The organism is Micromonospora sp. NBC_00898 (assembly GCF_045207895.1).
GTDB lineage: Bacteria > Actinomycetota > Actinomycetes > Mycobacteriales > Micromonosporaceae > Micromonospora.
Window position 1 is genome coordinate 3,059,707 of sequence record NZ_CP108775.1, and the last position, 22,350, is coordinate 3,082,056.

The 22,350-nt window shown below is 74.8% G+C and carries 20 protein-coding genes; 6 read left to right on the forward strand and 14 right to left on the reverse strand.

Translation table 11 applies throughout. The annotated features are described in order from the left end of the window. Window positions 1-8 precede the first annotated feature (8 nt). From OG799_RS14965 to coxB, 13 genes are all read right to left on the reverse strand, one after another. A complete protein-coding gene (locus OG799_RS14965) occupies window positions 9-452 on the reverse strand; it encodes a PPC domain-containing DNA-binding protein (RefSeq protein WP_406045637.1) in 444 nt (147 codons plus the stop codon). Window positions 453-484: 32 nt separating this feature from the next. Next, window positions 485-1,561 carry an enolase C-terminal domain-like protein gene (locus OG799_RS14970; protein ID WP_406045638.1) on the reverse strand — a complete coding sequence of 359 codons (1,077 nt, stop codon included), beginning with the start codon at window positions 1,559-1,561 and terminating at the stop codon, window positions 485-487. Between the two features lie 6 nt (window positions 1,562-1,567). Continuing rightward, window positions 1,568-4,702, reverse strand: a complete 3,135-nt coding sequence (locus OG799_RS14975) for an FAD-binding and (Fe-S)-binding domain-containing protein (RefSeq protein ID WP_406045639.1) — start codon at window positions 4,700-4,702, stop codon at window positions 1,568-1,570. Then, window positions 4,699-6,465, reverse strand: coding sequence for a thiamine pyrophosphate-dependent enzyme (locus tag OG799_RS14980; RefSeq protein ID WP_406045640.1), 1,767 nt, complete (start codon window positions 6,463-6,465; stop codon window positions 4,699-4,701). The genes OG799_RS14975 and OG799_RS14980 overlap by 4 nt, the downstream gene beginning before the upstream one ends. A gap of 169 nt (window positions 6,466-6,634) precedes the next feature. After that, window positions 6,635-8,389, reverse strand: coding sequence for a cytochrome bc complex cytochrome b subunit (locus OG799_RS14985; protein ID WP_406045641.1), 1,755 nt, complete (start codon window positions 8,387-8,389; stop codon window positions 6,635-6,637). Beyond that, window positions 8,386-9,249: a ubiquinol-cytochrome c reductase iron-sulfur subunit gene (locus OG799_RS14990; protein ID WP_406045642.1), complete on the reverse strand. Its 864-nt coding sequence runs from the start codon at window positions 9,247-9,249 to the stop codon at window positions 8,386-8,388. Before OG799_RS14990 ends, OG799_RS14985 begins: the two co-directional genes overlap by 4 nt. Continuing rightward, window positions 9,246-10,046 carry a c-type cytochrome gene (locus OG799_RS14995; protein WP_406045643.1) on the reverse strand — a complete coding sequence of 267 codons (801 nt, stop codon included), beginning with the start codon at window positions 10,044-10,046 and terminating at the stop codon, window positions 9,246-9,248. The genes OG799_RS14990 and OG799_RS14995 overlap by 4 nt, the downstream gene beginning before the upstream one ends. Window positions 10,047-10,049: 3 nt before the next feature. Beyond that, on the reverse strand, window positions 10,050-10,442 hold the full coding sequence (locus OG799_RS15000) for a c-type cytochrome (RefSeq protein WP_406045644.1): 393 nt from the start codon (window positions 10,440-10,442) through the stop codon (window positions 10,050-10,052). Continuing rightward, the gene (locus OG799_RS15005) at window positions 10,439-11,350 is read right to left on the reverse strand and encodes a cytochrome c oxidase assembly protein (protein WP_406045645.1); all 912 of its coding nucleotides are present in this window, start codon (window positions 11,348-11,350) and stop codon (window positions 10,439-10,441) included. Before OG799_RS15005 ends, OG799_RS15000 begins: the two co-directional genes overlap by 4 nt. Continuing rightward, window positions 11,338-11,730 (reverse strand): hypothetical protein, encoded by a 393-nt coding sequence (locus tag OG799_RS15010; RefSeq protein WP_406045646.1) that lies wholly within the window; start codon window positions 11,728-11,730, stop codon window positions 11,338-11,340. The genes OG799_RS15005 and OG799_RS15010 overlap by 13 nt, the downstream gene beginning before the upstream one ends. Next, on the reverse strand, window positions 11,730-12,359 hold the full coding sequence (locus OG799_RS15015) for a heme-copper oxidase subunit III (protein WP_406045647.1): 630 nt from the start codon (window positions 12,357-12,359) through the stop codon (window positions 11,730-11,732). The genes OG799_RS15010 and OG799_RS15015 overlap by 1 nt, the downstream gene beginning before the upstream one ends. Next, a complete protein-coding gene (ctaD, locus tag OG799_RS15020; protein WP_406045648.1) occupies window positions 12,356-14,284 on the reverse strand; it encodes a cytochrome c oxidase subunit I in 1,929 nt (642 codons plus the stop codon). The genes OG799_RS15015 and ctaD overlap by 4 nt, the downstream gene beginning before the upstream one ends. 17 nt (window positions 14,285-14,301) lie before the next feature. Continuing rightward, window positions 14,302-15,345 (reverse strand): cytochrome c oxidase subunit II, encoded by a 1,044-nt coding sequence (gene coxB, locus OG799_RS15025; protein WP_406045649.1) that lies wholly within the window; start codon window positions 15,343-15,345, stop codon window positions 14,302-14,304. A 134-nt stretch (window positions 15,346-15,479) separates the two neighbouring features. Between coxB and ccsA the strand changes: the two genes are divergently transcribed. The 5 genes from ccsA to OG799_RS15050 are packed head-to-tail and all read left to right on the forward strand — an operon-like array spanning window position 15,480 to window position 20,019. Further along, on the forward strand, window positions 15,480-16,238 hold the full coding sequence (ccsA, locus tag OG799_RS15030) for a cytochrome c biogenesis protein CcsA (RefSeq protein ID WP_406045650.1): 759 nt from the start codon (window positions 15,480-15,482) through the stop codon (window positions 16,236-16,238). After that, window positions 16,235-16,645: a cytochrome c maturation protein CcmE gene (locus tag OG799_RS15035; protein WP_406045651.1), complete on the forward strand. Its 411-nt coding sequence runs from the start codon at window positions 16,235-16,237 to the stop codon at window positions 16,643-16,645. The genes ccsA and OG799_RS15035 overlap by 4 nt, the downstream gene beginning before the upstream one ends. Continuing rightward, window positions 16,635-18,566, forward strand: coding sequence for a heme lyase CcmF/NrfE family subunit (locus tag OG799_RS15040; RefSeq protein ID WP_406045652.1), 1,932 nt, complete (start codon window positions 16,635-16,637; stop codon window positions 18,564-18,566). Before OG799_RS15035 ends, OG799_RS15040 begins: the two co-directional genes overlap by 11 nt. After that, window positions 18,563-19,120: a TlpA family protein disulfide reductase gene (locus OG799_RS15045; RefSeq protein WP_406045653.1), complete on the forward strand. Its 558-nt coding sequence runs from the start codon at window positions 18,563-18,565 to the stop codon at window positions 19,118-19,120. The genes OG799_RS15040 and OG799_RS15045 overlap by 4 nt, the downstream gene beginning before the upstream one ends. Beyond that, on the forward strand, window positions 19,117-20,019 hold the full coding sequence (locus OG799_RS15050) for a cytochrome c-type biogenesis protein CcmH (protein WP_406045654.1): 903 nt from the start codon (window positions 19,117-19,119) through the stop codon (window positions 20,017-20,019). The genes OG799_RS15045 and OG799_RS15050 overlap by 4 nt, the downstream gene beginning before the upstream one ends. A 27-nt stretch (window positions 20,020-20,046) precedes the next feature. Here the strand turns inward: OG799_RS15050 and OG799_RS15055 are convergent, their stop codons facing one another. After that, the gene (locus OG799_RS15055; protein ID WP_406045655.1) at window positions 20,047-20,229 is read right to left on the reverse strand and encodes a hypothetical protein; all 183 of its coding nucleotides are present in this window, start codon (window positions 20,227-20,229) and stop codon (window positions 20,047-20,049) included. 247 nt (window positions 20,230-20,476) lie between these two features. Here OG799_RS15055 and OG799_RS15060 point away from each other — a divergent pair, with 247 nt between their 5' ends. Then, window positions 20,477-22,336 carry a helix-turn-helix domain-containing protein gene (locus tag OG799_RS15060; protein WP_406045656.1) on the forward strand — a complete coding sequence of 620 codons (1,860 nt, stop codon included), beginning with the start codon at window positions 20,477-20,479 and terminating at the stop codon, window positions 22,334-22,336. The last annotated feature ends 14 nt before the right edge of the window (window positions 22,337-22,350 follow it).

The window sequence follows — 22,350 nt, forward strand, 5'->3', positions numbered from 1 at the left end:
TCGACTGGTCAGCGCGGCGGGGCGCCGGCGATCAGCGCGAGGCCGGTCTCCGGGTCCACCCGCTTGGCCAGTTCCGGCGCGACCTCGGTGATGACGACCTCCAGGGTGGGCCACACCTCGCCGCGCAGCAGATGCCCGCCCAGGGTGCTGCCGTCGCGTCGACCGAGCACCGTGTGCGCGTGCAGCACCGGCTCGCCGTCGGACTCGGCCACGTCACCGAGCAGCGACAGCACCTCCACCTGCCCGCCGATCGGAATCCGGAGGTAGTCGCCCCGGTCCCGGTCGAAGTAGCCGACCTCGCCGCCGGCGAACCCGCCGACGGCGGTCACCTGGCCGGACCGTACGCCCTGCGCGGTCAGGGCCCGGCCGATCGTGGCCACCGCCTCCTCGCCCTTGTCGCAGACCACCACCAGCACCCGCCGGGTCTGGTGGTGCACCTCCTGAACCCTCATCCGTCTCCTCCTGTGCGATCCCGCCGACCCCGTCAGGCCACCCGGTACGGCTCGGCCAGCGTGGTCCGCAACTCCAGCCCGGTGCCCGGGGCGTCGAGGTTCACCGGGGCGACGCCGCCGGTCGCCCCGACGGCGCCGTCGAACAGCATCGACTCGATGCGCACGTGGTCGTGGAACCACTCCACGTGCCGCAGGTTCGGCACCGCGGCGGCGACCGGCAGGTGCTGGTGCGGCGCGCAGTGCGCGGACACCTCCAGCCCGGCGGCGGCGGCCACCGCCGCGGCGCGGAGGAACTCGCTGATCCCGCCGCACCGGGTGACGTCGATCTGGAGGCAGTCGACGTAGGGCGCCATCCGGTGGAAGTAGGCCAGGTCGTAGCCGTACTCCCCGGCCGCCACGTCGGGCAGCACCCGGTCGCGGACCAGGCCGAGCCCCGGCAGGTCGTCGGAGCTGACCGGCTCCTCGTACCAGCGCACGTCCAGGTCGGCGGCGGACCGCATCACCCGCACGGCCTGCTTGCGCTGGTAGCCGCCGTTGGCGTCGACGTACAGCTCGGCGTCGCCGATGCTGCGCCGGGCAGCGGCCATCCGGGCGAGGTCGCGGGAGACCTCGCTGCCCCCCGACTCACCAATCTTGATCTTCACCCGGGGGATGCCCTCGTCGTGCACCCAGCCGGCCAACTGCCGGTGCTGCCGGTCGGCGTCGTACGTGGTGAAGCCGCCGCTGCCGTACACCGGGACCTGCCGGCGGGCGGTGCCCAGCAGCCGGGCCAGCGGCAGGCCGTGCCGGCGGGCCTTCAGGTCCCAGACCGCGCAGTCGACGGCGGAGAGCGCCAGCCCGGCGACCCCGGGCCGGCCGGCGTTGCGCAGCTGGCGCTGCATGGTCGACCAGATGGTCGGCACGTCGTCCGGGTCGAGGTCGGCGACCACCGGGGCGAGCAGGTCGGTCACGACCGGGACCGCCGCCGCCGGCCCGTAGCTCCAACCGACCCCGGCCTGCGCGTCGGCCTCCGCCCGGACCAGCACCAGCGTGGTGCTGTCCCAGCCGAGGGTGCCGTCGCCCTCCGGCGCGTCGGTCGGCACCCGGTAGGCCGCCGCGGTCAGGCGCATCGTCGGTCACCGCGCCTTCCGCGCGGCCCACCCGGCGAGCGCGGCCACCGGGCCGAGGGCGGCCAGACCGACCACCCCGGCGGCGAGCACCCGCGCGGCCCGGGACGGCCGCGCCGGGCGCTGCGCCCACCGGCGTTCCGGCCGGGCCGGCACCTCGCTGGAGCGCAGGCCGGCGCGGAGCAGCTCGGCGAGGTGGATCGCCGCCCGGCCGCCGGACGCGCCCTGCTCGACCTGGGTACGGCAGCTGAAGCCGTCGGCGAGGATGACGTCGGTGTCGGCGGCGTCCCGCAGGGCCGGCAGCAGCACCCGCTCGGCACAGGCCTCGGAGACCTCGTAGTGCCCCTGCTCGAAGCCGAAGTTGCCGGCCAGGCCGCAGCAGCCGGAGTCGAGGAAGTCCGCCCGCACCCCGGCGTCGCGCAGCACCGACTGGTCGGCCGCGGTGCCGAGGATCGCGTGCTGGTGGCAGTGGGTCTGGATCAGCGCGTGCGCCGGAAGCGACGGCGGGCGCCACCCCGGGCTGTGGTCGTGCAGCAGCTCGGCCAGGGTGACGGCCTGCTCGCGCAGCCTGGTGACGTCCTCGTCGGCGGGGAACAGCTCGTGGGCGTCGCTGCGGAACACGGCGGTGCAGGAGGGTTCCAGACCCACCACCCGGGTGCCGGCCCGCACGTGGGGTCGCAGCACGTCGACGGTCCGCTTCAGCACCTTCTTGGCGATGCCGAGCTGGCCGGTGGAGATCCAGGTCAGCCCGCAGCAGACCGGCTGGTCCGGCACGCGTACCCGCCAGCCGGCCGCCTCCAGCACCTCGACGGCGGCCTGCGCCACGCCGGGGTGGAAGTGGTTGGTGAAGGTGTCCGGCCAGAGCAGGACGTCACCGCGGGTGCCGTCCCCGCCGGGCGTCCGCCGGCTGAACCACCGCTGGAAGGACTCGGTGGCGAAGACCGGGATGTCCCGGCGCTGGTCGATCCCGCCGGCGAGCCTGACCAGCCGGGTCAGGCCGGGGGCGTGGGCCAGCGCGTTCACCGCCCCGGGCGCGCGGCCGGCCACGGCGGCCACCGCCGGCAGCCAGCCCATCGAGTAGTGCGCGCGGGGCCGCAACCGACCCTGGTAGTGGTGGGACAGGAACTCCGCCTTGTACGTCGCCATGTCCACGTTGACCGGGCAGTCCGCCCTGCAGCCCTTGCACCCCAGACAGAGGTCGAGGGCGTCGCGGACCGCCTCGGACCGCCAGCCGTCGCCGATGGTGCCGCCCCGGGCCGTGCCGTCGAGCATCTCGAAGAGCAACCGGGCCCGACCCCGGGTGGAGTGCTCCTCCTCCCGGGTGACCATGTAGGACGGGCACATCACCCCGCCGTGTTGCCGACGGCACATGCCGACCCCGACGCAGCGCAGCACGGCCCGACCGAAGCTGCCGGAGTCGTCCGGGTAGCGAAAGTGGGTTTCCACCTCGCCGTGGTTGAAGTCGACGCCGAGTCGGAGGTGGCTGTCCAGCGGGTAGGGGGCGACCTTCTTGCCCGGATTCATCCGGTCGTCCGGATCGAAGATCGCCTTGAACTGCCCGAACGCGCGGATGAGCCGGTCGCCGAACATCTTCACCAACAGTTCGCCGCGGGCCTGCCCGTCGCCGTGCTCGCCCGAGAAAGAGCCACCGTAGGACAGCACCAGGTCGGCGGCCCGCTCCACGAACGAGCGGAACTGGCGTACCCCGTCCGCGGTCGTCAGCCGGAACGGGATCCTGGTGTGTACGCAGCCCTGCCCGAAGTGCCCGTAGAGCGACGCCTGCCCGAAGTCGTACTCCCGCAACAGGCGGTCCAGGTCCCGCAGGTAGTCGCCCAGCCGGTCCAGGGCGACCGCCGAGTCCTCCCAGCCCTCCCAGGTGTCGGGCACATCCGGTACGCGCGCCGTGGCACCGAGCCCGGACTCGCGCACCAGCCACATCTGCTCCTCGTCGGCCTCGTCGTCGAACCGGTGCACGCCGGGGGCGTCGTCGCCGCGCAGCGCGGTCACCAGCCGCTCGACGGCGGCGCCCGCCTCCTCGATGGTGCCGCCGCCCATCTGCACCATCAGCCAGGCGCCGCGCTCCGGCAGCTTGTGCAGGGCCTCCGGATGCAGGTGCTTGCGCTTCTCAAAGTTGATCAGTTTGTCGTCGATGCCCTCGATCGCGATCGGGTCGTGCGGCAGGATCCGGGGTACGTCGTCGGCCGCGGCGGCGATGTCCGGGTAGGACAGGAACACGAGTGACGTGGCCCGGAGCACCGGCAGCAGCTTCAGCCGCGCCCGCAGCACGGTGACGAGGGTGCCCTCGGAACCGATCAGCGCCTGCGCCACGTGAAAGTTCTTCTCCGGCAGCAGGCTGTCCAGGTTGTAGCCGGACACCCGGCGCGGGATGTCGGGATAGCGGGCGCGGATCTCCGCCAGGTACTCGTCCCGCAGCGTCCGCAACTGGCGGTAGATCTCGGCCTGGCGGCCACCGCGCCGCTGGATCTCGGCGTACCGCTCCTCGGTGGTCTCGCCGACCCACATCCGGGTGCCGTCATAGAGCAGCACCTCGAGGTCGACGATGTTGTCAACCACCTTGCCGCCGCGCTGCGCGGACGATCCACACGAGTTGTTGCCGATCATCCCGCCGACGGTGCAGTGGCTGTGGGTGGACGGCCGTGGGACGAACTCCAGTCCCTCCGGTGCCAGTAGTTCGTTGAGCGTGTCGAGCACGATGCCCGGCTCGACCAGGCAGGTGCGCGCCTCCCGGTCGACCTCCAGCAACCTGTTGCAGTACTTCGACCAGTCGATGATCACCGCCACGTTGGTGACCTGCCCACCGAGGCTGGTACCACCGCCCCGGGAGAGCACCGGCGCCCCGTGCCGCCGGCAGGTGGCGACGGCGGCCACCGCCGCCTCGACGGTACGTGGCACCACCAGGCCGAGCGGCACCTCGCGGTAGTTGGAGCCACCACTGGCGTACGCCGCCCGGGAGCCGGCGTCGAAGCGCACCTCACCGTCCACCTCGGCCCGCAGGTCCGCGGCGAGCGCGGCCAGGTCGATGCCCTGCGCCGGCTCGGGCGGGCGCAGGACGGGCTCGGGCAGGGACACCCGGCTCGTGGTCGGCGCCGCCGTTCGTGCCGTGCCGCTGCCGCGGCGGCTCATGACCGCAGCTCGTTGATCTTGTCGCGGGCCACGGTCGCCAGGGTCGCCGCCTTGTGCGGCTGCCCGCGCAGGAACGCCTCGGTGAAGTATTTCGCCTGTTCGTACTTGACCTTGCCGGGCATCGGCGGCTCGTTCGGGTTGACGTCGCAGTCCACTAGCGCCGGGCCGGGGTGCGCGAGGGCCTCCCGGATCGCCCCGGGCAGCGCCTTCGAGTCGGTGACCTTGGCGCCGTGCCCGCCGCAGGCCCGCGCCCACGCGGCGAAGTCCGCCTCCGGCTGCCGGTGCCGGACCGCGTACTCGGGATAGCCGAGGACGATCTGCTCCCAGAGGATCTGGCCGTACGAGTTGTTGTTGTTGACGACGACCTTGATCGGGAGTTGGTGCCGCACGGCGGTGAGGAACTCGGCCATCAGCATGGCGAACCCGCCGTCGCCGACGAAGGCGATCACCTGCCGGCCCGGGTACGCGTGCTGCATGGCGATCGCGTACGGCAGCCCGGGCGCCATGGTGGCGAGGTTGCCGGAAAGGTAGAACTCCCGGCCGCCGCAGATCGTCCAGTGCCGGGCCGCCCAGGTGGCGATGGTGCCGGAGTCGCAGGTCAGGATGGCGTCCGAGGTGGCCGCCTCGTCCACGCAGCTCATCAGGTACTGCGGTGCGATCGGGTCGCGGCTCGGATCCTGCAGGGCGACCATCTCCGAGCGCCACCTGTCCCGCTCCTGCTGGTACTTCGTGAGAAACGACCGGTCGGTGCGGGCCGTCAGCAGCGGCAGCAGCTGCTGGAGCGCGAGCCGGGCGTCGGCGGTCACCGCCGCGTCCACCGGCAGCCGCATCCCGATCAGGCTGGCGTCAATGTCGATCTGCACCACCCGCGCCTGCCCCGGTGACGGCAGGTACTTCCCGTACGGGAAGGAGGTGCCGACCATCAGCAGGGTGTCGCACTCCTCCATCAGCTCCTCGCTCGGCCGGGTGCCGAGCAGACCGAGGCCGCCGGTGGTGAGCGGGTGGTCGTCCGGCACCACCAGCTTGCCGGGCAGGGTCTTGACGATGGGGCTGGCCAGCGCCTCGGCCACCGCCAGCACCTCGTCGCGGGCGCCGCGCGCCCCCACCCCGACCAGCATGGCGATCTTCTGCCCGGCGTTGAGCACCTCCGCCGCCCGGGCCAGGTCGGCCTGCGCCGCCGGCACCGGGGGCAACGACAGCACCGGGCTGCTCGTCGGCGGCTCCCCCGGGCTGACGTGCCGGTACGGGTCGTCGCCCGCCGCGGCGACCTGCACGTCGTTGGGGAAGGACAGGTGCGCGACGGTCCGGTTGGCCAGGGCGTGGCGGATGGCGATGTCGACCACCCCCGGCAGCTGCTGCGGGTTGGTGACCATCAGGTTGTAGTCCGCCACGTCCTGGTAGAGCAGCTCGGTGTGCACCTCCTGCTGGTAGTGCTGGCCGAGCACCGAGGTCTCCTGCATGCCGGTGATCGCCAGCACCGGCACGTGGTCGAGCTTGGCGTCGTACAGCCCGTTGAGCAGGTGGATGGCGCCCGGGCCGGAGGTGGCGACGCAGACGCCGAGCCGCCCGGTGGCCTTGGCGTAGCCGGTGGCCATGAAGGCCGCCGCCTCCTCGTGGTGCACCAGCACGAACGTCAGCTTCTCCCGCTGCCGCCGGAAGCCCTCCATCAGGCCGTTGATGCCGTCACCGGGCAGCCCGAAGACGGTGTCGACGCCCCACTCCACCAGCCGCCGGGCCAGGCTCTCGCCCACGATCTCCTGCACGCCACTCCTCCTGATCCGCGAGGTCCACGTTCCCGGCCCGCACTGCGCCGCCCGTCGGGCGGCGCGACGGCGGGCGGCTACCCGCGCCTTTTCGCCGTAAACGTCCCGTGCCGTACCGGAACACCGCCCGGGCCGCGACTCGGACCGGCCAGGCGGTCGTACCGAGGTCTCATGTCCGCCCGCCGCCGGTCGGCGTCTTCTCCGCGTGCTCCGCGTGCTCGCGCTCCTGTCGCCGCCGGTCCCGGCGGCGGTCCAGCAGGGCCGCGAGCAGCAGCGACCCGGCGGCCGCCGCCCGGCCCCACCGGCGCAGCGCGGCGCGGACCGGACCGGGCGGCGCGGCCGGCGGCGGGCCGGGCACCACGACCCGGTCCACCCCGGGGTACGCGAGCCGGGCGGCCTCGGCGGCCTCCTCCTCGGAGAGCACCGCCCGGTTGGCGGTGATCACGAGGTGCCGGTCCTCGTCCCGGTAGCGCCACCGCCACAGGTCCCCCTCCGGCCACAGCTCGACCCGCTCCCCCGGCCGGTCCCGGGCGGGCGTCGCCGACTCACCGGAGTCGACGTCGGACGGGGGTGCCGAGCGGTGCGCGGCCCGACGCAGGTCCGCCCGGGTGAGCTCGCCGAGACCGGCGGCCTCGCCGCGCCGCAGCGCCCGCGCGACCAGGAACGCCAGCAGTCCGGCCAGCAGCGGCAGGACCAGCACCAGCACCCGGAACAGCACCAGCAGGTCGTAGACGGGCACCCGGGCCAGCCGGGCGATGATGTCGTCCCCCGCCGCGACCGTCAGCACCCCGAAGAAGGTCAGCGCGCCGACCCCGACGCCGAGCCGGACCGGGTGGTCGCGGGGCCGGTCGAGCAGGTGGTGCGGCCGTCGGTCCCCGGTGCGGAGCCGCTCGGCGAACGGCCAGGCGTAGAGGGCCAGGAAGGTCACCCCGCCGAGCACCACGCCGGGGAGGAACGGGGCCGGCACCAGGTGCCCGGCGATCCGGAACTCCCACGGCGGGAAGAGGCGCAGGGCCCCGTCGCCCCAGGCCACGTACCAGTCCGGCTGGGCGGGCGAGGTGGACTGGGCCGGCGCGAACGGGCCGTAGAGCCAGACCGGGTTGATCTGGACCAGCCCGCCGAGCGCGAACAGCACCGCCAGCAGCCAGGCGAAGAGGGCGAGCGAGCGCAGCGTGTAGCTCGGCCACAGCCGGGAGCCCACCACGTTGTGCTCGGTACGCCCCGGCCCGGGGAACTGGCTGTGCTTCTGCCGCACCAGGATGCCCAGGTGCACGGAGATCAGAGCGACGAGCACGGCCGGCACGAGCAGCACATGGGTGACGAACATCCGGGGGATCATCGCGTCGGAGGGGAACTCCCCGCCCAGGGCAAGGGCGGCCAGCCACGCCCCGACCAGGGGGATCGACTCCACCACCGAGGTGATGATCCGCAGGCCCACGCCGGAGAGCAGGTCGTCCGGCAGGGAGTAGCCGGTGAAGCCGTTGGCCAGGGCCAGGGTCAGCATGGTCACGCCGACCAGCCAGTTCAGCTCGCGGGGTTTGCGGAACGCCCCGGTGAAGAAGATCCGGGCCAGATGCAGGACGATCGCGGCGACGAAGACCAGCGCGGCCCAGTGGTGGACCTGCCGGATCAGCAGGCCGGCCCGGACGTCCCAGCTCAGCCGCACCGTCGAGGCGTACGCGGCGGACGTGGTCTGACCGTCCAGCGGCGCGTACGCGCCGTGGTAGACCCGGTCGGCACTGCTGGCGTCGAAGAAGAAGGTCAGGTAGACCCCGGTGAGCAGCAGCGCCACGAACGAGTAGAGCGCGAGCTCGCCCAGCATGAACGACCAGTGGTCGGGGAAGACCTTCGCCAGCGCCCGGCGGGTGACCGGGGAGAGCCGCAGCCGGTCGTCCAGCGCCCGGGCCAGCCGGTCGGTGATCACGGCGAGCCCCAGAAGCCGGCGCCGGGCGGGGCGGTGAAGTCGCCGGTGGCGTGCAGGAAGCCGTCCGGGCCGACCTCGATCGGCAGGCCGGGCAGCGCGCGGGCCGCCGGACCGGCCACCGGCCGGGCGCCCGCCAGCAGGTCGAACGAGGACTGGTGGCAGGGGCAGAGCACCCGCCCGGTGCCCTTGAGGTAGAGCCGGACGGGACAGCCGGCGTGCGTGCAGAGCAGCGACCAGACGACCAGACCGTCGAGGTGGCCACCGGCGGGCGGCCGGGAGAAGCGTTCCGGTTCGAGGCGCACCGCGAAGGCCGGGCCGTCCCCGGCGTCGACGTGGCCCTCGGGGAAGACCGCGAGCGCCGTGTTCGCGGGCACGTCCGCCGGCCGCACCGGCCGCCCGCCGTCGTCGACCAGCCGTACGCCCGGCCCCCACGGAGTGTCCTTGCGCGCCCGTACCGGGTTGGCCCGGCCGGATGGCAGCAGGGAGCGCAGCGGGAACAGCGCCGCGGCGCCGAGCGCGGTCAACGCCAGCCCGAGTGCGGCGAGCAGGCCGCGCCGGCGTACCGGGCTGTCCGGCGCGGTCAGCACGGCGGCCGTCATCGCCTGCTCCCGCGGCGTCGGCGGGAAACCCTCGTGTTCCTCGACGTACCCGCCGACCGGCACGAACCGTCGCCCCCAGACGGCCAGGCCCACGGCCAGCCCGGCGAACGCCACCGCGAGGCAGACCCCCTCCCACCGGGTGTTCCCGCCCAGCACGTACGCCACGGCGAAGCCCACCGCCCCGGCGGCGCTGACCCCGAACGCGGCGACGATCCGGCGGCTCGCCGCCCGTTCGCCCGCCGTCGGACCCCGGGCGGTCATTCCCCCGCCCTCCGGCCCAACCACCGGGCGGCGGCCACCAGCAGCGCCAGCGCGGCCAGCCAGGCGACCAGTCCCTCCGCGAGCGGGCCCAGCCGCCCGAGCGGGTCGCCGCCCCGGTCCAGCCGCTCGCCGCGCAACCGCTGCACGTAGGCGGCCAGGTCGTCGACCTGCCGGTCGTCGAGCACCTGGCTGGGGAAGACCGGCATCAGCCCGGGACCGACCCGGACCGCCTCCGCCACCTGCACGGCGGTGCTGTCGTACAGCGGCGGCGCGATCCAGCCGTTGGTCAGCGCGGCGCCCGCACCGGTCGCCCCGTGGCAGGGCGCGCAGTTCGCGGCGAAGATCTCCCGGCCGGAGCCCACCTCGCCCGGCCCGACGCGGGGGATCCCCGGCCCCCCACCGCCGAAGCTGGCGACGTGGTCGACCAGCGCCGAGATGTCCGCGGCCGAGAACACCGGTTCCCCGCGGTGGGCCTGCTGCACCTCCTGCGACACCGGCATCCGTCCGGTGGAGACCTGGAAGTCCACCGCGGCGGCGCCGACGCCGATCAGGGAGGGCCCCCGCTGGGCGCCCTGTCCCCGCTCGCCGTGACAGCTCGCGCAGTGCTCCAGGTAGAGCTGCGTGCCGCGGTCGGCGGGGTCGGACGCGGCCATCGGGGTCGGGGCGGTCGGGGCCGCCGGTGAGCGGGCGGGGGCGAGCACCACCGGTCCCGCGGCGAGCAGCAGCGCCGCGCCCACCGCGAGGGCCCGGCGCGGGTGCGGGCCGGGCAGGTGGATCGCCGCTCGTGGTCGCCGCATCGGTCAGTCCAGGGTGTACAGGTAGGCGGCGATGTCCTGCGCGTCGATGGCGCTGACGCCCAGCTTCGGCATGGCGGTGCCCGGTTCGACCGCCTGCGGGTCGGCGATCCAGCGGCGAAGGTTGTCGGCGTTGTTGGGCAACTGACCGGCGATGTACGAGCGGGCGCCGAACCGGGTCAGCGGCGGCCCGACCAGGCCGTCGGCGCGGCTGACGCCGGGGATGGTGTGGCACGACCCGCAGCCGTACTGGGCGATCAGCGCCTCGCCCCGGTCCGGCCGGCCGGTCCGCACCTCCGGCGGCGGCGGTGGCGCGGTCGAGGCGCATCCGGTGACCGCGGCCGCCGGCAGCACCGCCAGGGCCGCCCCGAGCGCCCAGACCCGACCGGGCAGGTTCATCGCAGCATCCCTTCAGTTCCGGCCCCGGTCGCCACCGGGCCGCCGCCGCGCTTCGGGCCACCGCTCAGGGCGTCCGGCCGGTCCCGCTCCATCCGCAACAGCCAGCGCAGGAACACGGTCAGCGCCACCACCAGGACGACCACGTCCATCGGCGCCCACATCAGCAGGCCGGCGAGCTGCTGGTCGGCCAGCGGGTCGGCGCCGAGCAGCCGGTGGGGGTAGACCGGGGCCGGGGCGAAGGTGAGCACCGCGCCGAGCGCCGAGGCTGGCAGCATGGCGCCGACCAGCAGCAGCACCGTCACCGGGGCGGGCGGGCGGTGGCGCGGCGGGCCGAGCACCGGCGCCCAGAACAGCCAGGCCGCCGCCAGGAGGCTGAGGTGCTCGGCGGCGTGCACGGCGGGCCGGTCCACCGCGGCGGCGTACGGCCCCGGCAGGTGCCAGCACCACAGCACGACGGTCTGCCCGCCGCCGGCCAGCAGGGCGTACGTGGTGGGGCGGCGCAGCCGGCGCACGGTCGGCGCCACCCGCCACCGGGCCAGCAGCCGGCGCAGCGGCACCGGGGCGGCCAGGCCCAGCGGCAACCCGGCCGCGCCGGCCGCCAACAGTGGCCCCGCCACCAGCACGAGCAGCATGTGCTGCGCCATGTGCCCGGCGAACGAGGATTCGGCCAGCTCGTGCACCGGGCCCTGCACGGCGGCGAGCACCGTCAGCACCCCGGCGCCGAACGCGGCCACCCGCCAGCCCGGCACGACCCGGCCGACCCCGCGCCGGGCCCACAACTCCTGCACGCCCCGCCCGTAGCCGGCCACCAGCAGGCAGAGCGTGGCGACCGCGAGGATGGTCAGCAGGCCCTCGGCCACCGGGTCTCCACCGGGCGGGTGGGCCCGGTACGCGCTCAGCGCTGACATGGCGGCAGCACCAGCACGGCGACCCCGCCGAGCACGATGATGGCGAGGAACAGCAGGTTGGCCCAGACCCCGATCACAGCGAGCAGCCGGGACCGGCCGAACGCCACCCCCTCCTCGCCGGCCCGCCCGGTGCGCCGCCACACCAGCGCGGCGACCAGCAGCGCCCCCATGGTGACCAGGGCCGGGACCACCACCGCGAGCCCGACGGCCTGCCAGAGCGGTACGGCGGCGACCCGCTGGGAGCCGGCGGCGCAGGCGAGTTCGTCCAGGCTCCAGGCGGCGAGCAGGTGCACCGCCCATGCCACCGCGCCGCCGAGCACGCCGTACCAGAGCAGCAGCCCGCCGGTCAGGCGCGCGTGCGGACCGGGTCGGGTGCTCATCACAACCGCGGCGAGAGGTAGATGGTGAACAGGATGGCGACCCAGACCAGGTCGACGAAGTGCCAGTAGATCGCGGCGTTGCGGACCCGTTCGTGCCGGTGGGAGCCGAAGCTGCCGTCGCGCAGGGAGGCGGCCAGCAGCCAACCGATCATGGTCAGCCCGACCAGGACGTGCAGCCCGTGGAAGCCGGTGATCAGGTAGAACAGTGAGCCGTACACGTCGGTGGTCATGGTGAACTGCGTCAGCGTCTCGGCGTACTCGCCGGCCAGCAGGGCCAGGAAGGTCACCCCGAGCACCATGGTGGCGGCCAGCCCGGACCGCAGCCGCCAGCGCTGGCCCTGCCGGATACCGCGCTCCGCCCACACCACCGGCAGGCTGCTGGGCAGCAGGACCGCGGTCATCACCAGGGGCGTGAGCAGCTTCGGGTCGTCGATGCCGTCGGGTGGCCACGTCGGGCCGTACTGGAAGCGGAGGTAGAAGTAGCTGCCGAGCAGGCAGGCGAAGAGGGTGGCCTCGGTGGCCACGAACATCACCATGCCCCACCAGCCGGCGGACCGGCCGACCGGCAGCTCGGTGGTCAGCGCCTCGGCGCTGGTGGCCGCCGCGACGACCCCGCCACGGTCGCTCACCGGGCCACCCCCAGTTCCTCGTCGGGGCGGCGGGGCGGCCAGAGCCAGACCGCGATCGTCGCCGCCACCGCCAGGGCGGCGAGCGCCGCCACCGGGTACCAGGCGAGGAGCATCGCGGTGAAGAAGACCAGCAGCGCGCCGGCCAGCAGGAGCGGCTTGAGGGTCGACTCCGGCATCCGCACCGCCCGTTCGGGGTGCGCGTCGAGTTCACTGGTGACCAGGGTGGTGCGTCCGTCGCTGAGGATGCGGTCCGCGGTGGCGCCGGCGCCGACGGACTCGGCGGTGCGCTCGTCCCAGACCGGGTGCAGGCTGTGCACGCGGGGCAGGACCGGGAAGTTGTACGGCTCGGGCGGCGACGCGGTGGCCCACTCCAGGCTGTCGCCGTCCCACGGGTCCGGCGGCGCCGGCCGGCCCCGGCGCAGCGCGTGCACCACTCCGACGAGCACGAGCAGCAGCCCGACGGCGAGCAGGTACGACCCGACGGTGCTGACCAGGTTCCACCCGTCCCAGCCCGGCTCGCTGCGGTAGGTGTAGACCCGCCGCGGCATGCCGAACAGGCCGTAGAGGTGCATCGGGAAGAACGTCACGTGCATGCCGGCGAAGACCAGCCAGAACGCCCAGCGGCCCAACCGCTCGTGGTACATCCGCCCGGTGATCTTCGGCAGCCAGTAGTAGATGCCGGCGAGCATCGGGAAGACCGCCCCGCCGATCAGCACATAGTGGAAGTGCGCCACCACGAAGTAGGAGTCGGTGACCTGCTGGTCGAACGCGGTCAGCGCGAACATCGCGCCGGTGAGCCCGCCCAGCACGAAGGTCACCACGAAGCCGATCACGAACAGCAGCGGCACCTTCGGGACGATCCGGCCGAGCAGCATGGTGGCCAGCCAGGCGAAGATCTGGATGCCCGACGGTATGGTGATGATCGTGCTGGCCGCGCTGAAGAAGCTGTACGACAGCTGGGGCAGCCCGGTGGCGAACATGTGGTGCACCCAGACCCCGAACGAGATGATCGCGATCGACACGATGGACAACACGATCAGCGGGTAGCCGACCACGCCGCGACGGGTGAAGGCGGGCAGCACGGCGGAGACGATGCCGAGCGCCGGCATGACGATGATGTAGACGTCGGGGTGGCCGAAGATCCAGAAGAGGTGCTGCCAGAGCAGCACGCTCCCCCCGGCGGACGGGTCGAGGAAGTGGGTGCCGAACCGCCGGTCGAGGAAGAGCATCGCGTTGTCGGCGTTCAGCGCCGGCAGCGCGAAGATCACCATGAACGCGGTGGCGACGATCGCCCAGACGAACAGCGGCACCCGGTTGAGCGACATGCCGGGGGCGCGCAGCTTGAGCGCGGTGACGATGAAGTTGATCGCCCCGGCGGTGGTGGAGATGCCGAGGAAGAGCAGCCCCAACGCGTAGACGTCCATGTGCAGGCCGGGATTGTGCTGCTGTTCGCTCAGCGGGGCGTAGGCGAACCAACCGTTGTTGGGGGCGGCGCCGAACGGCAGGCTGGCCCACATGAACAACCCGGCGAAGAGGAAGACCCAGTAGCCGAAGGCGTTCAGTCTCGGGAAGGCCATGTCCCGGGAGCCGATCATCAGGGGCACCAGGAAGTTGCCGAAGCCGAAGAGCATCGGGGTGGCGAACAGGAAGATCATCGCCGTGCCGTGCATGGTGAAGAGCTGGTTGTACTCCTGCGGCGACACCACGCCCGACTCGGGCCGGGCGAGCTGGGTGCGCATCACCAGCGCGCTGAGGCCGGCGAGGACGAAGAAGAACCCGGCGGTGACCAGGTAGCGCCGGCCGATCCGCTTGTGGTCGACGGTGCTGAACCAGCCCCGCAGCGAGGGGCGCTCGCCCCAGTGCTCCGCCAGCCGCGCGAGGTCCCGCGCGCTGAGCCCGGGCGGCGGTGTGGTGGTCGTGGACATGACTTTCCCTCCCCCGCCTACTCCAGCGACCGCAGGTAGGCGATGAGGTCGGGCAGTCGCGCCGCGTCGACCGGCTGCGGGGGCATGGCGTTGCCCGGCTTGACCGTCTGGGAGTTGGCGATCCACCCGCCGAGGTGACCGGCGTCGTTGGGCACCGCGCCGGCGCCGATGCTCCACCGGGAGCCCACGTTCGACAGGTCGGGCCCGACCCGGCCCTCCGCGCCGGTGCCGCGTACCGCGTGGCAGGCGCCGCAGGTGCCCTGCGCGAAGGCCTGCTGTCCCCGCCGCTCGGCGTCGGTGCGTGGCTCCCGCGCCGGTGCGTCGAGCCGGGCCAGCCAGGCGTCGAAGTCGGCGCGGGGTTGCGCCACCACCAGGAAGGCCATGTGGGCGTGCTGGGTGCCGCAGTACTCGGCGCACTGGCCCCGGTAGCTGCCGGCCCGCTCCGCCCGCAGCCAGGTCTCCCGGGTCTCCCCGGCGATCAGGTCCATCTTGGGCATCAGCTGCGGCACCCAGAAGCTGTGCAGCACGTCGTCGGTGCGCAGTCGGACGCGCACCTGCTCCCCGACGGGGATGTGGATCTCGTTGGCGGTGGCCCCCGACCCGCCCTGGTAGCGCACCTCCCACCACCACTTGTGGCCCGTCACCTCGACGGTGGGGGCGTCCGGACCGGGGCCGTCGCCCAACGCGGCGAGGTCGCGCAGGCCCACGCCGTAGACGGCGACGAGGATGACGAAGGGCAGGCCGGCGCCGGCGACCGCGACGAAGCGCAGCGGCTGGCCGTGGCGGACGCGGGCGTTGCCCCGCCGGAACACCAGCGCCCAGACCAACAGCGCCATGACCTCGGCGAAGACGGCCACCGAGATCCAGAAGAGCACCCACCAGAGGCCGGCGACGCGGGACGCTCCCGCCCCGCCGGGGTTCAGCGCGGACGGTGAGTCGCCGGCGCAGCCGGCGAGCAGGAGCAGGCCCGACAGCGGGGTCAGCACCGGCAGACGGCGTGGCGATCCACGTCGCCGGGCGTGCCGGGCGGCGCTCACGATCGGGTCCGCTGTCTTCTCCACCGGGAGCGACACTAGACGCTTCCGGTCGGTTAGCCCGCTTTTACGGCATTTGGGGGTATAAGGGAGCTCCGGCGACCTATGGTGAAGGCGCAGCGAACCCAGCCGGCAAGCGCCCGGGCGCGGACAGGGAGATCATGCGAGCCTCCACCGTGGACCTCGTCGCGGACACCGCCAGAGCGACCGCCGGCCGCCGGACGATGGCCTGGACCGCCGTAGGGCTCGGTACGGCGGCGACCGTGGCCGGCGGCTGGCTCGCCCCGCCCGACGCGGTCCAGGGCACCGCGCAGCGACTGATGTACCTGCACGTGCCCGCCGCCTGGGTCGCCTACGCCGCGTTCGCCGTGGTGCTGGCCGCCAGCGGCGCCTACCTCGCCGGCGGCGACCTGCGCTGGGACCGGTTCGCCCGGGCCGCCGCCGAGATCGGGGTGACGCTGACCGCCGTCGCCATCGCCACCGGATCGCTCTGGGGGCGCCTGGTCTGGGGCACCTGGTGGGCGTGGGACCCCCGGCTGGTCGGCACCGCGCTGCTGCTGCTCGCGTACGCCGGCTATCTGGCCCTGCGCCGCGCGGTCGCCGAACGGACCGGCGGGCGCGACGGGGGCGACCACCGGGTGGCGCGACCGGCGGCCCTGGTCGGCGTCGCGGGGTTCCTGCTCGTACCCGTGGTGCACTTCTCCGTCGTCTGGTGGCGGTCGCTGCACCAGCAGGCCACCGTGTTCGCCCCGCAGCGCCCGCCGATCGACCCCCGGATGGGTGCCGCCCTGCTGCTCGCGGTGGCCGCCGCGACCCTCGCCGCGCTCTGCGTCCTGCTGCACCGGGTGGTCCGGCTGGAACGCCGGCTCGCCGCCGTCGCCCCCCGCACGCCCGACCGCGTCCCGGCCCGGGTCGGATGACCCGCCGCCGCGCCGGCCGCGCCACCCTCGTCGTCGTGCTGCTCGCCGCCGGCGCGCTGCTGGTGACCGGCGCGCTGCGCGGCACCCTCACCTACTACCGCACCCCGGGCGAGGTGCTGCGCGACCCGGACGCGGCCCGGGAACGGGTACGCCTCGGCGGTGACGTCGTGCCCGGGTCGCTGCACCGCGACGGCGACCTGGTGGTGTTCCGCCTCGCCGAGGGGGGACAGGAGATCACCGTCGAGCAGCGCGGTGCACCGCCGGGGACGTTCCGGGAGGGCGAGGGGGCGGTCGTCGAGGGCACCCTGTCGGCGGACGGGATGTTCCGCTCCGACCGCGTCGTGGTCCGGCACGGCAACGAGTACCGCCCGTCCACCGCCCCCGTGGAGCCAGTCGATGCTCGGTGAGCTCGGCACGTCGAGCCTCACCGTCGGGGTGCTCTGCGCCACCCTGACCGCGCTGCTCTGGCTGCGGGTGGCCCTGTTCGGCACGCCCGCCCGGGCGGCCCGCCTCGCGACCGCCGCGACCCTGGGCACCGCCGCCGTCGCCTGCGGCATCCTGGAGGCGGCGCTGCTCCGGCACGACTTCAGCGTCCGGTTCGTGGCGGAGAACGGCGGGCGCCGGGTGCCGCTGTACTACACGGTGACCAGCCTCTGGTCCGCCCTGGACGGCTCGCTGCAGCTCTGGCTGCTGGTCCTCGGCGGGTACGCGGCCCTGCTCGCCGGCCGGCGGCGCCCGGACCGGCTGCGCGCGTACGCGATGGTGGTGGTCAGCGCGGTGACCGTGTTCTTCTTCGCGCTGTCCCGCTTCGCCGCGGACCCGTTCCGCACCGTGGACCCGGTGCCCGCCGACGGGCCCGGCCCGAACCCGCTGCTGCAGCAGCACCCGGCGATGGGGGTACACCCGCCCCTGCTCTACGCCGGCTACATCGGCCTGGTCGTGCCGTTCGCCTTCGCGCTCGCCGCGCCGCTGGCCGGACCGGAGGGACGCGGCTGGCTGCGGGCGGCCCGGCCCTGGACCCTGGCCGCCTGGGCGGCGCTGACCGCCGGCATCGGGCTCGGCGCCTGGTGGTCGTACGCGGTGCTGGGCTGGGGCGGCTACTGGGCGTGGGACCCGGTGGAGAACGCCTCCCTGCTGCCCTGGCTGACCGCCACCGCGTTCCTGCACACCGCCCCCGGCCGCAACGGCCGCCGGGCCGGGTGGAACCGGGTGCTGGCCTGCGCGAGTTTCGTGCTGGTGCTGCTCGGCACCTTCCTCACCCGCTCTGGCGCGGTGGCCAGCGTGCACGCGTTCACCGACTCACCGCTGGGCCCCATGCTGCTCGGCTTCGTGCTGCTCGCGGTCGTCGCGTCGACGGTGCTGACCGGTCGGCGGGCCCCCGAGCCGGCCGGCGGCACCGCGCCGCCGCTGCTGTCCCGCACCACCGCAGTCCTGGTCAACGCGGTGCTGCTGGTGGCGATCGCGGCGGTGGTGCTGATCGGCACGATCTTCCCGCTGCTGTCCGGCCCGCTCGGCGGCGTCCGCGCCTCCGTCGGCCCGGACTACTACCAGCGCACGGCGGTGCCGCTGGCGGTCGTGGTGCTGCTGGCCATGGGGGTGACGCCGGCCCTGCGGGTCCGCGACCCGGCCCGGGCGCTGCGGCGGCTCGTCGTACCGGGTGGCGTGGCGCTGGCCACGGTCGCCGTGGTGGGTCTGCTCAGCCGGCCCGGCCTGCCCGCGCTGACCGCCTTCGGCGCCGCCGCGTTCGTGCTCACCGGCCTGGCCGGGGAACTGCCGGACCGGCTCCGCCCGCCGGGTCGGCGCCGGCTCGCCGGGCTGGTCGCGCACACCGGGATCGCCCTGGTCGCGGTGGGGGTGGCCGGGTCGTCGGCGTACGGTCGGGACGCCGAGCGGACCGTCCGGACCGGCGAGAGCCTGCGGGTGGGTGACGTGCGCGTCCGGCTGGTCGGCGTGGACCGGACCGGCGACCGCGACGGCATGGCGGTACGCGCGCGGCTCCGGCTCTCCGGATCCGGCGGCGCGGAGCGGACCGTCACCCCGGCCCTGCGCTACCACCCGGCCCGGGACACCGCCGTCACGGTGCCGGCGATCGACACCGCGCCGCTGCGGGACACCTACGTCACCCTGATCGCGGTCTCCCCCGACGACGGCAGCGCCACGCTGCGGCTCGCGGTCAACCCGCTGGTCGGCCTGCTCTGGGCCGGCGGCGCGCTGACCGCCGCCGGCGGACTCGCCGCGGCGCTCGGCGCCGCCCGCCCGCGACGACGGCCCGGGACGCCAGGCGAGGGGACCCGGGCGGCCCCCGTCCCCGCCGGAGCCGCGGGATGAGCCACCTCCCAGGTTGGCGGCCACGGGTCTGGCCGGCGCTGGTCCTGGCGGTCACCGTCGCGGTCGGCGTGGTCGTGGCCCTCGGCCTGCGGTCGGGGCCGCCGCCCCCGGACAGCGCCGCCGGCACCCCGGGACCACCCGTCCCGGCGCCGGCACTCTCCGGCCCCACGCTGGACGGCGGCCGGTTCGACCTGGCCGACGCCCACGGCCACGTGCTGCTGGTCAACGTCTTCGCCTCCTGGTGCGGGCCGTGCCGGGACGAACTGCCGCTGCTCGTCGACGCCGGGCGGCGCTGGTCCCCGCAGGGGCTGCGGGTGGTCGGGCTGAACGTCCGGGACGGCGCCGACGCCGTCCGCGCGCTGCTGGACGAGACCGGCGCGACCGGGCTCACCGTGCTGCCGGACCCGGACGGCACCCGGGCGGTCGACTGGGGCGTCCGAGGCGTGCCGGAGACCTTCGTGCTGGACCGGGACGGCCGCATCGTCGACCGGCGACGGGGCGTGGTCACCGGGCAGTGGCTGGAGCAGCGGGTGGCGCCGCTGCTGGCCGGATGAGGTGGCGCCCGGCCGCGGTGACGCTCGTCCTCGCGGCCCTGCTCGCCGCGGCCGGCGCGGGGCTGGCCCGGTCGGTCGTCGGCACCGGCCGGGACGACCCGGTCCGTGCGGTCACCGCCGGCCTGCGCTGCCCGGCCTGCCAGGGCGAGTCGGTGGCGGACTCCCGGTCACCGATCGCCGCGGCGATGCGACAGGCCGCGGCGGACCAGGTGGCCCAGGGGCGCAGCCGCGACGAGATCCGCCGCTGGTTCGTCCAACGCTACGGCCGCGACGTGCTGACCGACCCGCCGGCCAACGGCGTGGAACTGCTGCTCTGGGCCGTACCCGCGCTGACCCTGCTGGCCGCCGGCTACGCGGCCCGACGCACGCTGCGGCCCCGGCCCCGGCGCGCCGACGACCTTGCCGCACCACCGACCGCCGGCCCGGCGCCCGGCGTTGCGGCCCGGCGGGCCTGGCGGTGGTCCGCGCTCGGGCTGATCGCCGTCGTGGTGTCGGTGGCCGTGGCCGCCCGCGGCCTCGAACGGCCCGCACCCGACCGGGCGCCGACGGATCCGGTCGCGGTGGCGGTCGGGCTGGCGCGCGACCTGGAGGCACAGGACCGGTACGACGCCGCCGCGCAGCTGTACCGGGAGGCGCTGCGCGACCGGCCCGACGACACGATCCGGCTGCGACTCGCCTTCGCTCTGCTGCGGGCCGGGGACGCGGCCGGCGCGGGGCAGGCCGCGCAGGAGGTGCTGGCGCACGCCCCGGACTCGCCGGACGGCCTGCTCGTGCTGGGCCTCGCCCAGCGGCGTACCCGCCCCGCCGAGGCGCCGCGCACCCTGCGCCGCTTCCTGACCGTCGCGCCGGCGCACCCGGCCGCCCCGGAGATCACCCGGCTGCTGGCCAGCCACCCCTGACCACGCCGCCGCCCGATCCGCGCGGCGTCACCTCCGGCGTCGGGACCGCGCCAGCAGGTAGCCGACGACCAGGCCCGCCGCCACCGTGACCAGGGTCCGCCCGGAGAGCGCCGCGCGGAGGTGGCTCAGCCCCTGACGCGGGTCGACGACCGTGCCGGCCACGTTGCCCGCCGCGCCGACGAGCGCGTCACCCAGTCGACCACCGTTCATTCGCGGTACCGCCTTCCATGTCCGACGCCGGTGTCGGCCCTACCCGTGTGCACCCCGTCCAAACGGGCTCGGGCGCGGTGGCGAGGCGTTCGGCGCGACCCGACCGCGGGGCGCCGTCCGCGTCACCCGGAGAGGGAAACGGTGCGCGAGCATGCCGGGCGGCTCGGTCGGGCAGAGCGACGGGCGGCGTTTCCGTTCACGGCGTGTTACCGTCCGCCACCACCACAGGCGCGGGAGCGGGAGGGTCATGACGGCGGTCGACGATGATGTGGCTCGCCGCGCCCTGCGGCTGCTCGCCGGCCCCGGGAACGGGTCGGCCGAGCCGCTGGCCCGGTTACGCGCCGAGGTGGCCGGCGACGCGCGGGCACGCGAGTCCGTCGAGCTGGCGCTGACGGTGAGTGAGCGGCTGGCCGAGCGCGACCGGCGCGAGCGCGAGCTGACCGCGCTGTACGAGACGGCCGGTGACCTGTCGTCGCTGCGGGACGTCCAGGAGGTGCTGCAGGCGATCGTCGCCCGCGCGCGAGGGCTGCTGGGCACCGAGGCGGCCTATCTGATGCTCATCGACGAGCAGCGCGGGGACACGTATGTGCGGGTCACCGACGGCATCCACACCGACGCGTTCAAGGCGGCCCGGCTGGCGATGGGGGCGGGGCTGGGCGGACTGGTGGCACAGACGCGTCAGCCGTACGCGACCCCGGACTACCCGCACGACAGGCGGTTCCGGCACACCGTCGACGAGGTCGTCGTCGGCGAAGGGCTGATCGCGGTGCTGGGCGTACCGCTCCTGCTGCGGGAGAGGGTGATCGGAGTGCTCTTCGCCGCCAACCGGCGGGAGCGGCCGTTCGCCGACGCCGAGGTCGCCCTGCTGATCTCCCTGGCCACCCACGCGGCGATCGCGATCGAGACCGCCTCGCTCTTCGCCGACGTACGCGCGCACAGCGACCTGATGGAGCGGGCCGCCAACGTGCACGAGCGGCTCACCACCGTCGCAGCCCAGGGCGGTCAGTTGCCCGAGGTCGCGGCCGTGGTCGCGGAGGTGCTCGGCGCCGGCGTCTTCGTGGCCGATCCCGCCCTGCGGGTCCTCGCCTCGGCCGGCCCGGTCACGCCGGCTCCGGGCGGTCCGGTCACCGGTGACCTGGCGAAGGCGTGCCGGTCGGCGATCGCCACGCGGGCCACCGCGGCCACGCCGGCGGGATGCGCCGCACCGGTCGTCGCCGGGTCCCAGGTCCTGGCGGTCCTGGTGGCCTGCCGAGGTCTCGACGTCGCCGATCAGCGCACGGTCGAGCGGGCGGCCCTGGTGGCGGCCATCCTGCTGCTGACCGAGCGGCAGCTGACCGAGGCTGAGCACCGGGTACGCGGGGATCTGCTGACCGACCTGCTGGCCGAGGCGCAGCCGGAACCGGACGGGCTGCGGCGGCGGGCCCGGCTGCTCGGCTGGGACCTGGACCGGCCGCACGCGCTGATCGTGGCCCACCCCGAACGGGCCGAGGACCGCCGGATCGTGGCGAGCGCCCTGGGCAGCTGGGCGGCGCAGTGCGGTGGATTGTGCGGCGAGCACGGCCGCACCGTCGTCGTGCTGCTGCCCGGCACTGACCCGGCCCAGGCTGGGCCGGCGGCCGTGGAACGCCTCGGCCGTGCCGTCGCCGCGCCGGTCACCGTCGGTGCCGCCGGCCCCGGTGCGGGGCCGGCGGGGCTGCGCGACGCCCACCGCGACGCGCGGCACTGCGTCGACGTCCTGTGCGCGCTCGGGAAAACCGGCGTGGCGGCCAGTCCCGCCGACCTCGGCGCGTTCGGGCTGCTGTTCGGTCCGGCCGGGCGTGAGCGGGTGGCGGCGTTCGTGCAGCGCACCCTCGGCGCGGTGGTCGACTACGACGCGCAGCGCGGATCGGAGCTGTTGCGGACGGTGGAGGCCTACTTCGACGCCGACGGCAGCCACGTTCGCGCCGCCGCGGCGCTGTTCATCCACGTCAACACGCTCTACCAGCGCATCGAACGCATCACCGCACTGCTCGGTGAGGGGTGGCGGACCGGCGAGAAGGCACTGCAGATCCGGCTGGCCGTCAAGCTGCACCGGATCGTCAGCTTCACCGACCAGCACTCCGCCTAGTGGCGGGTTCCTCC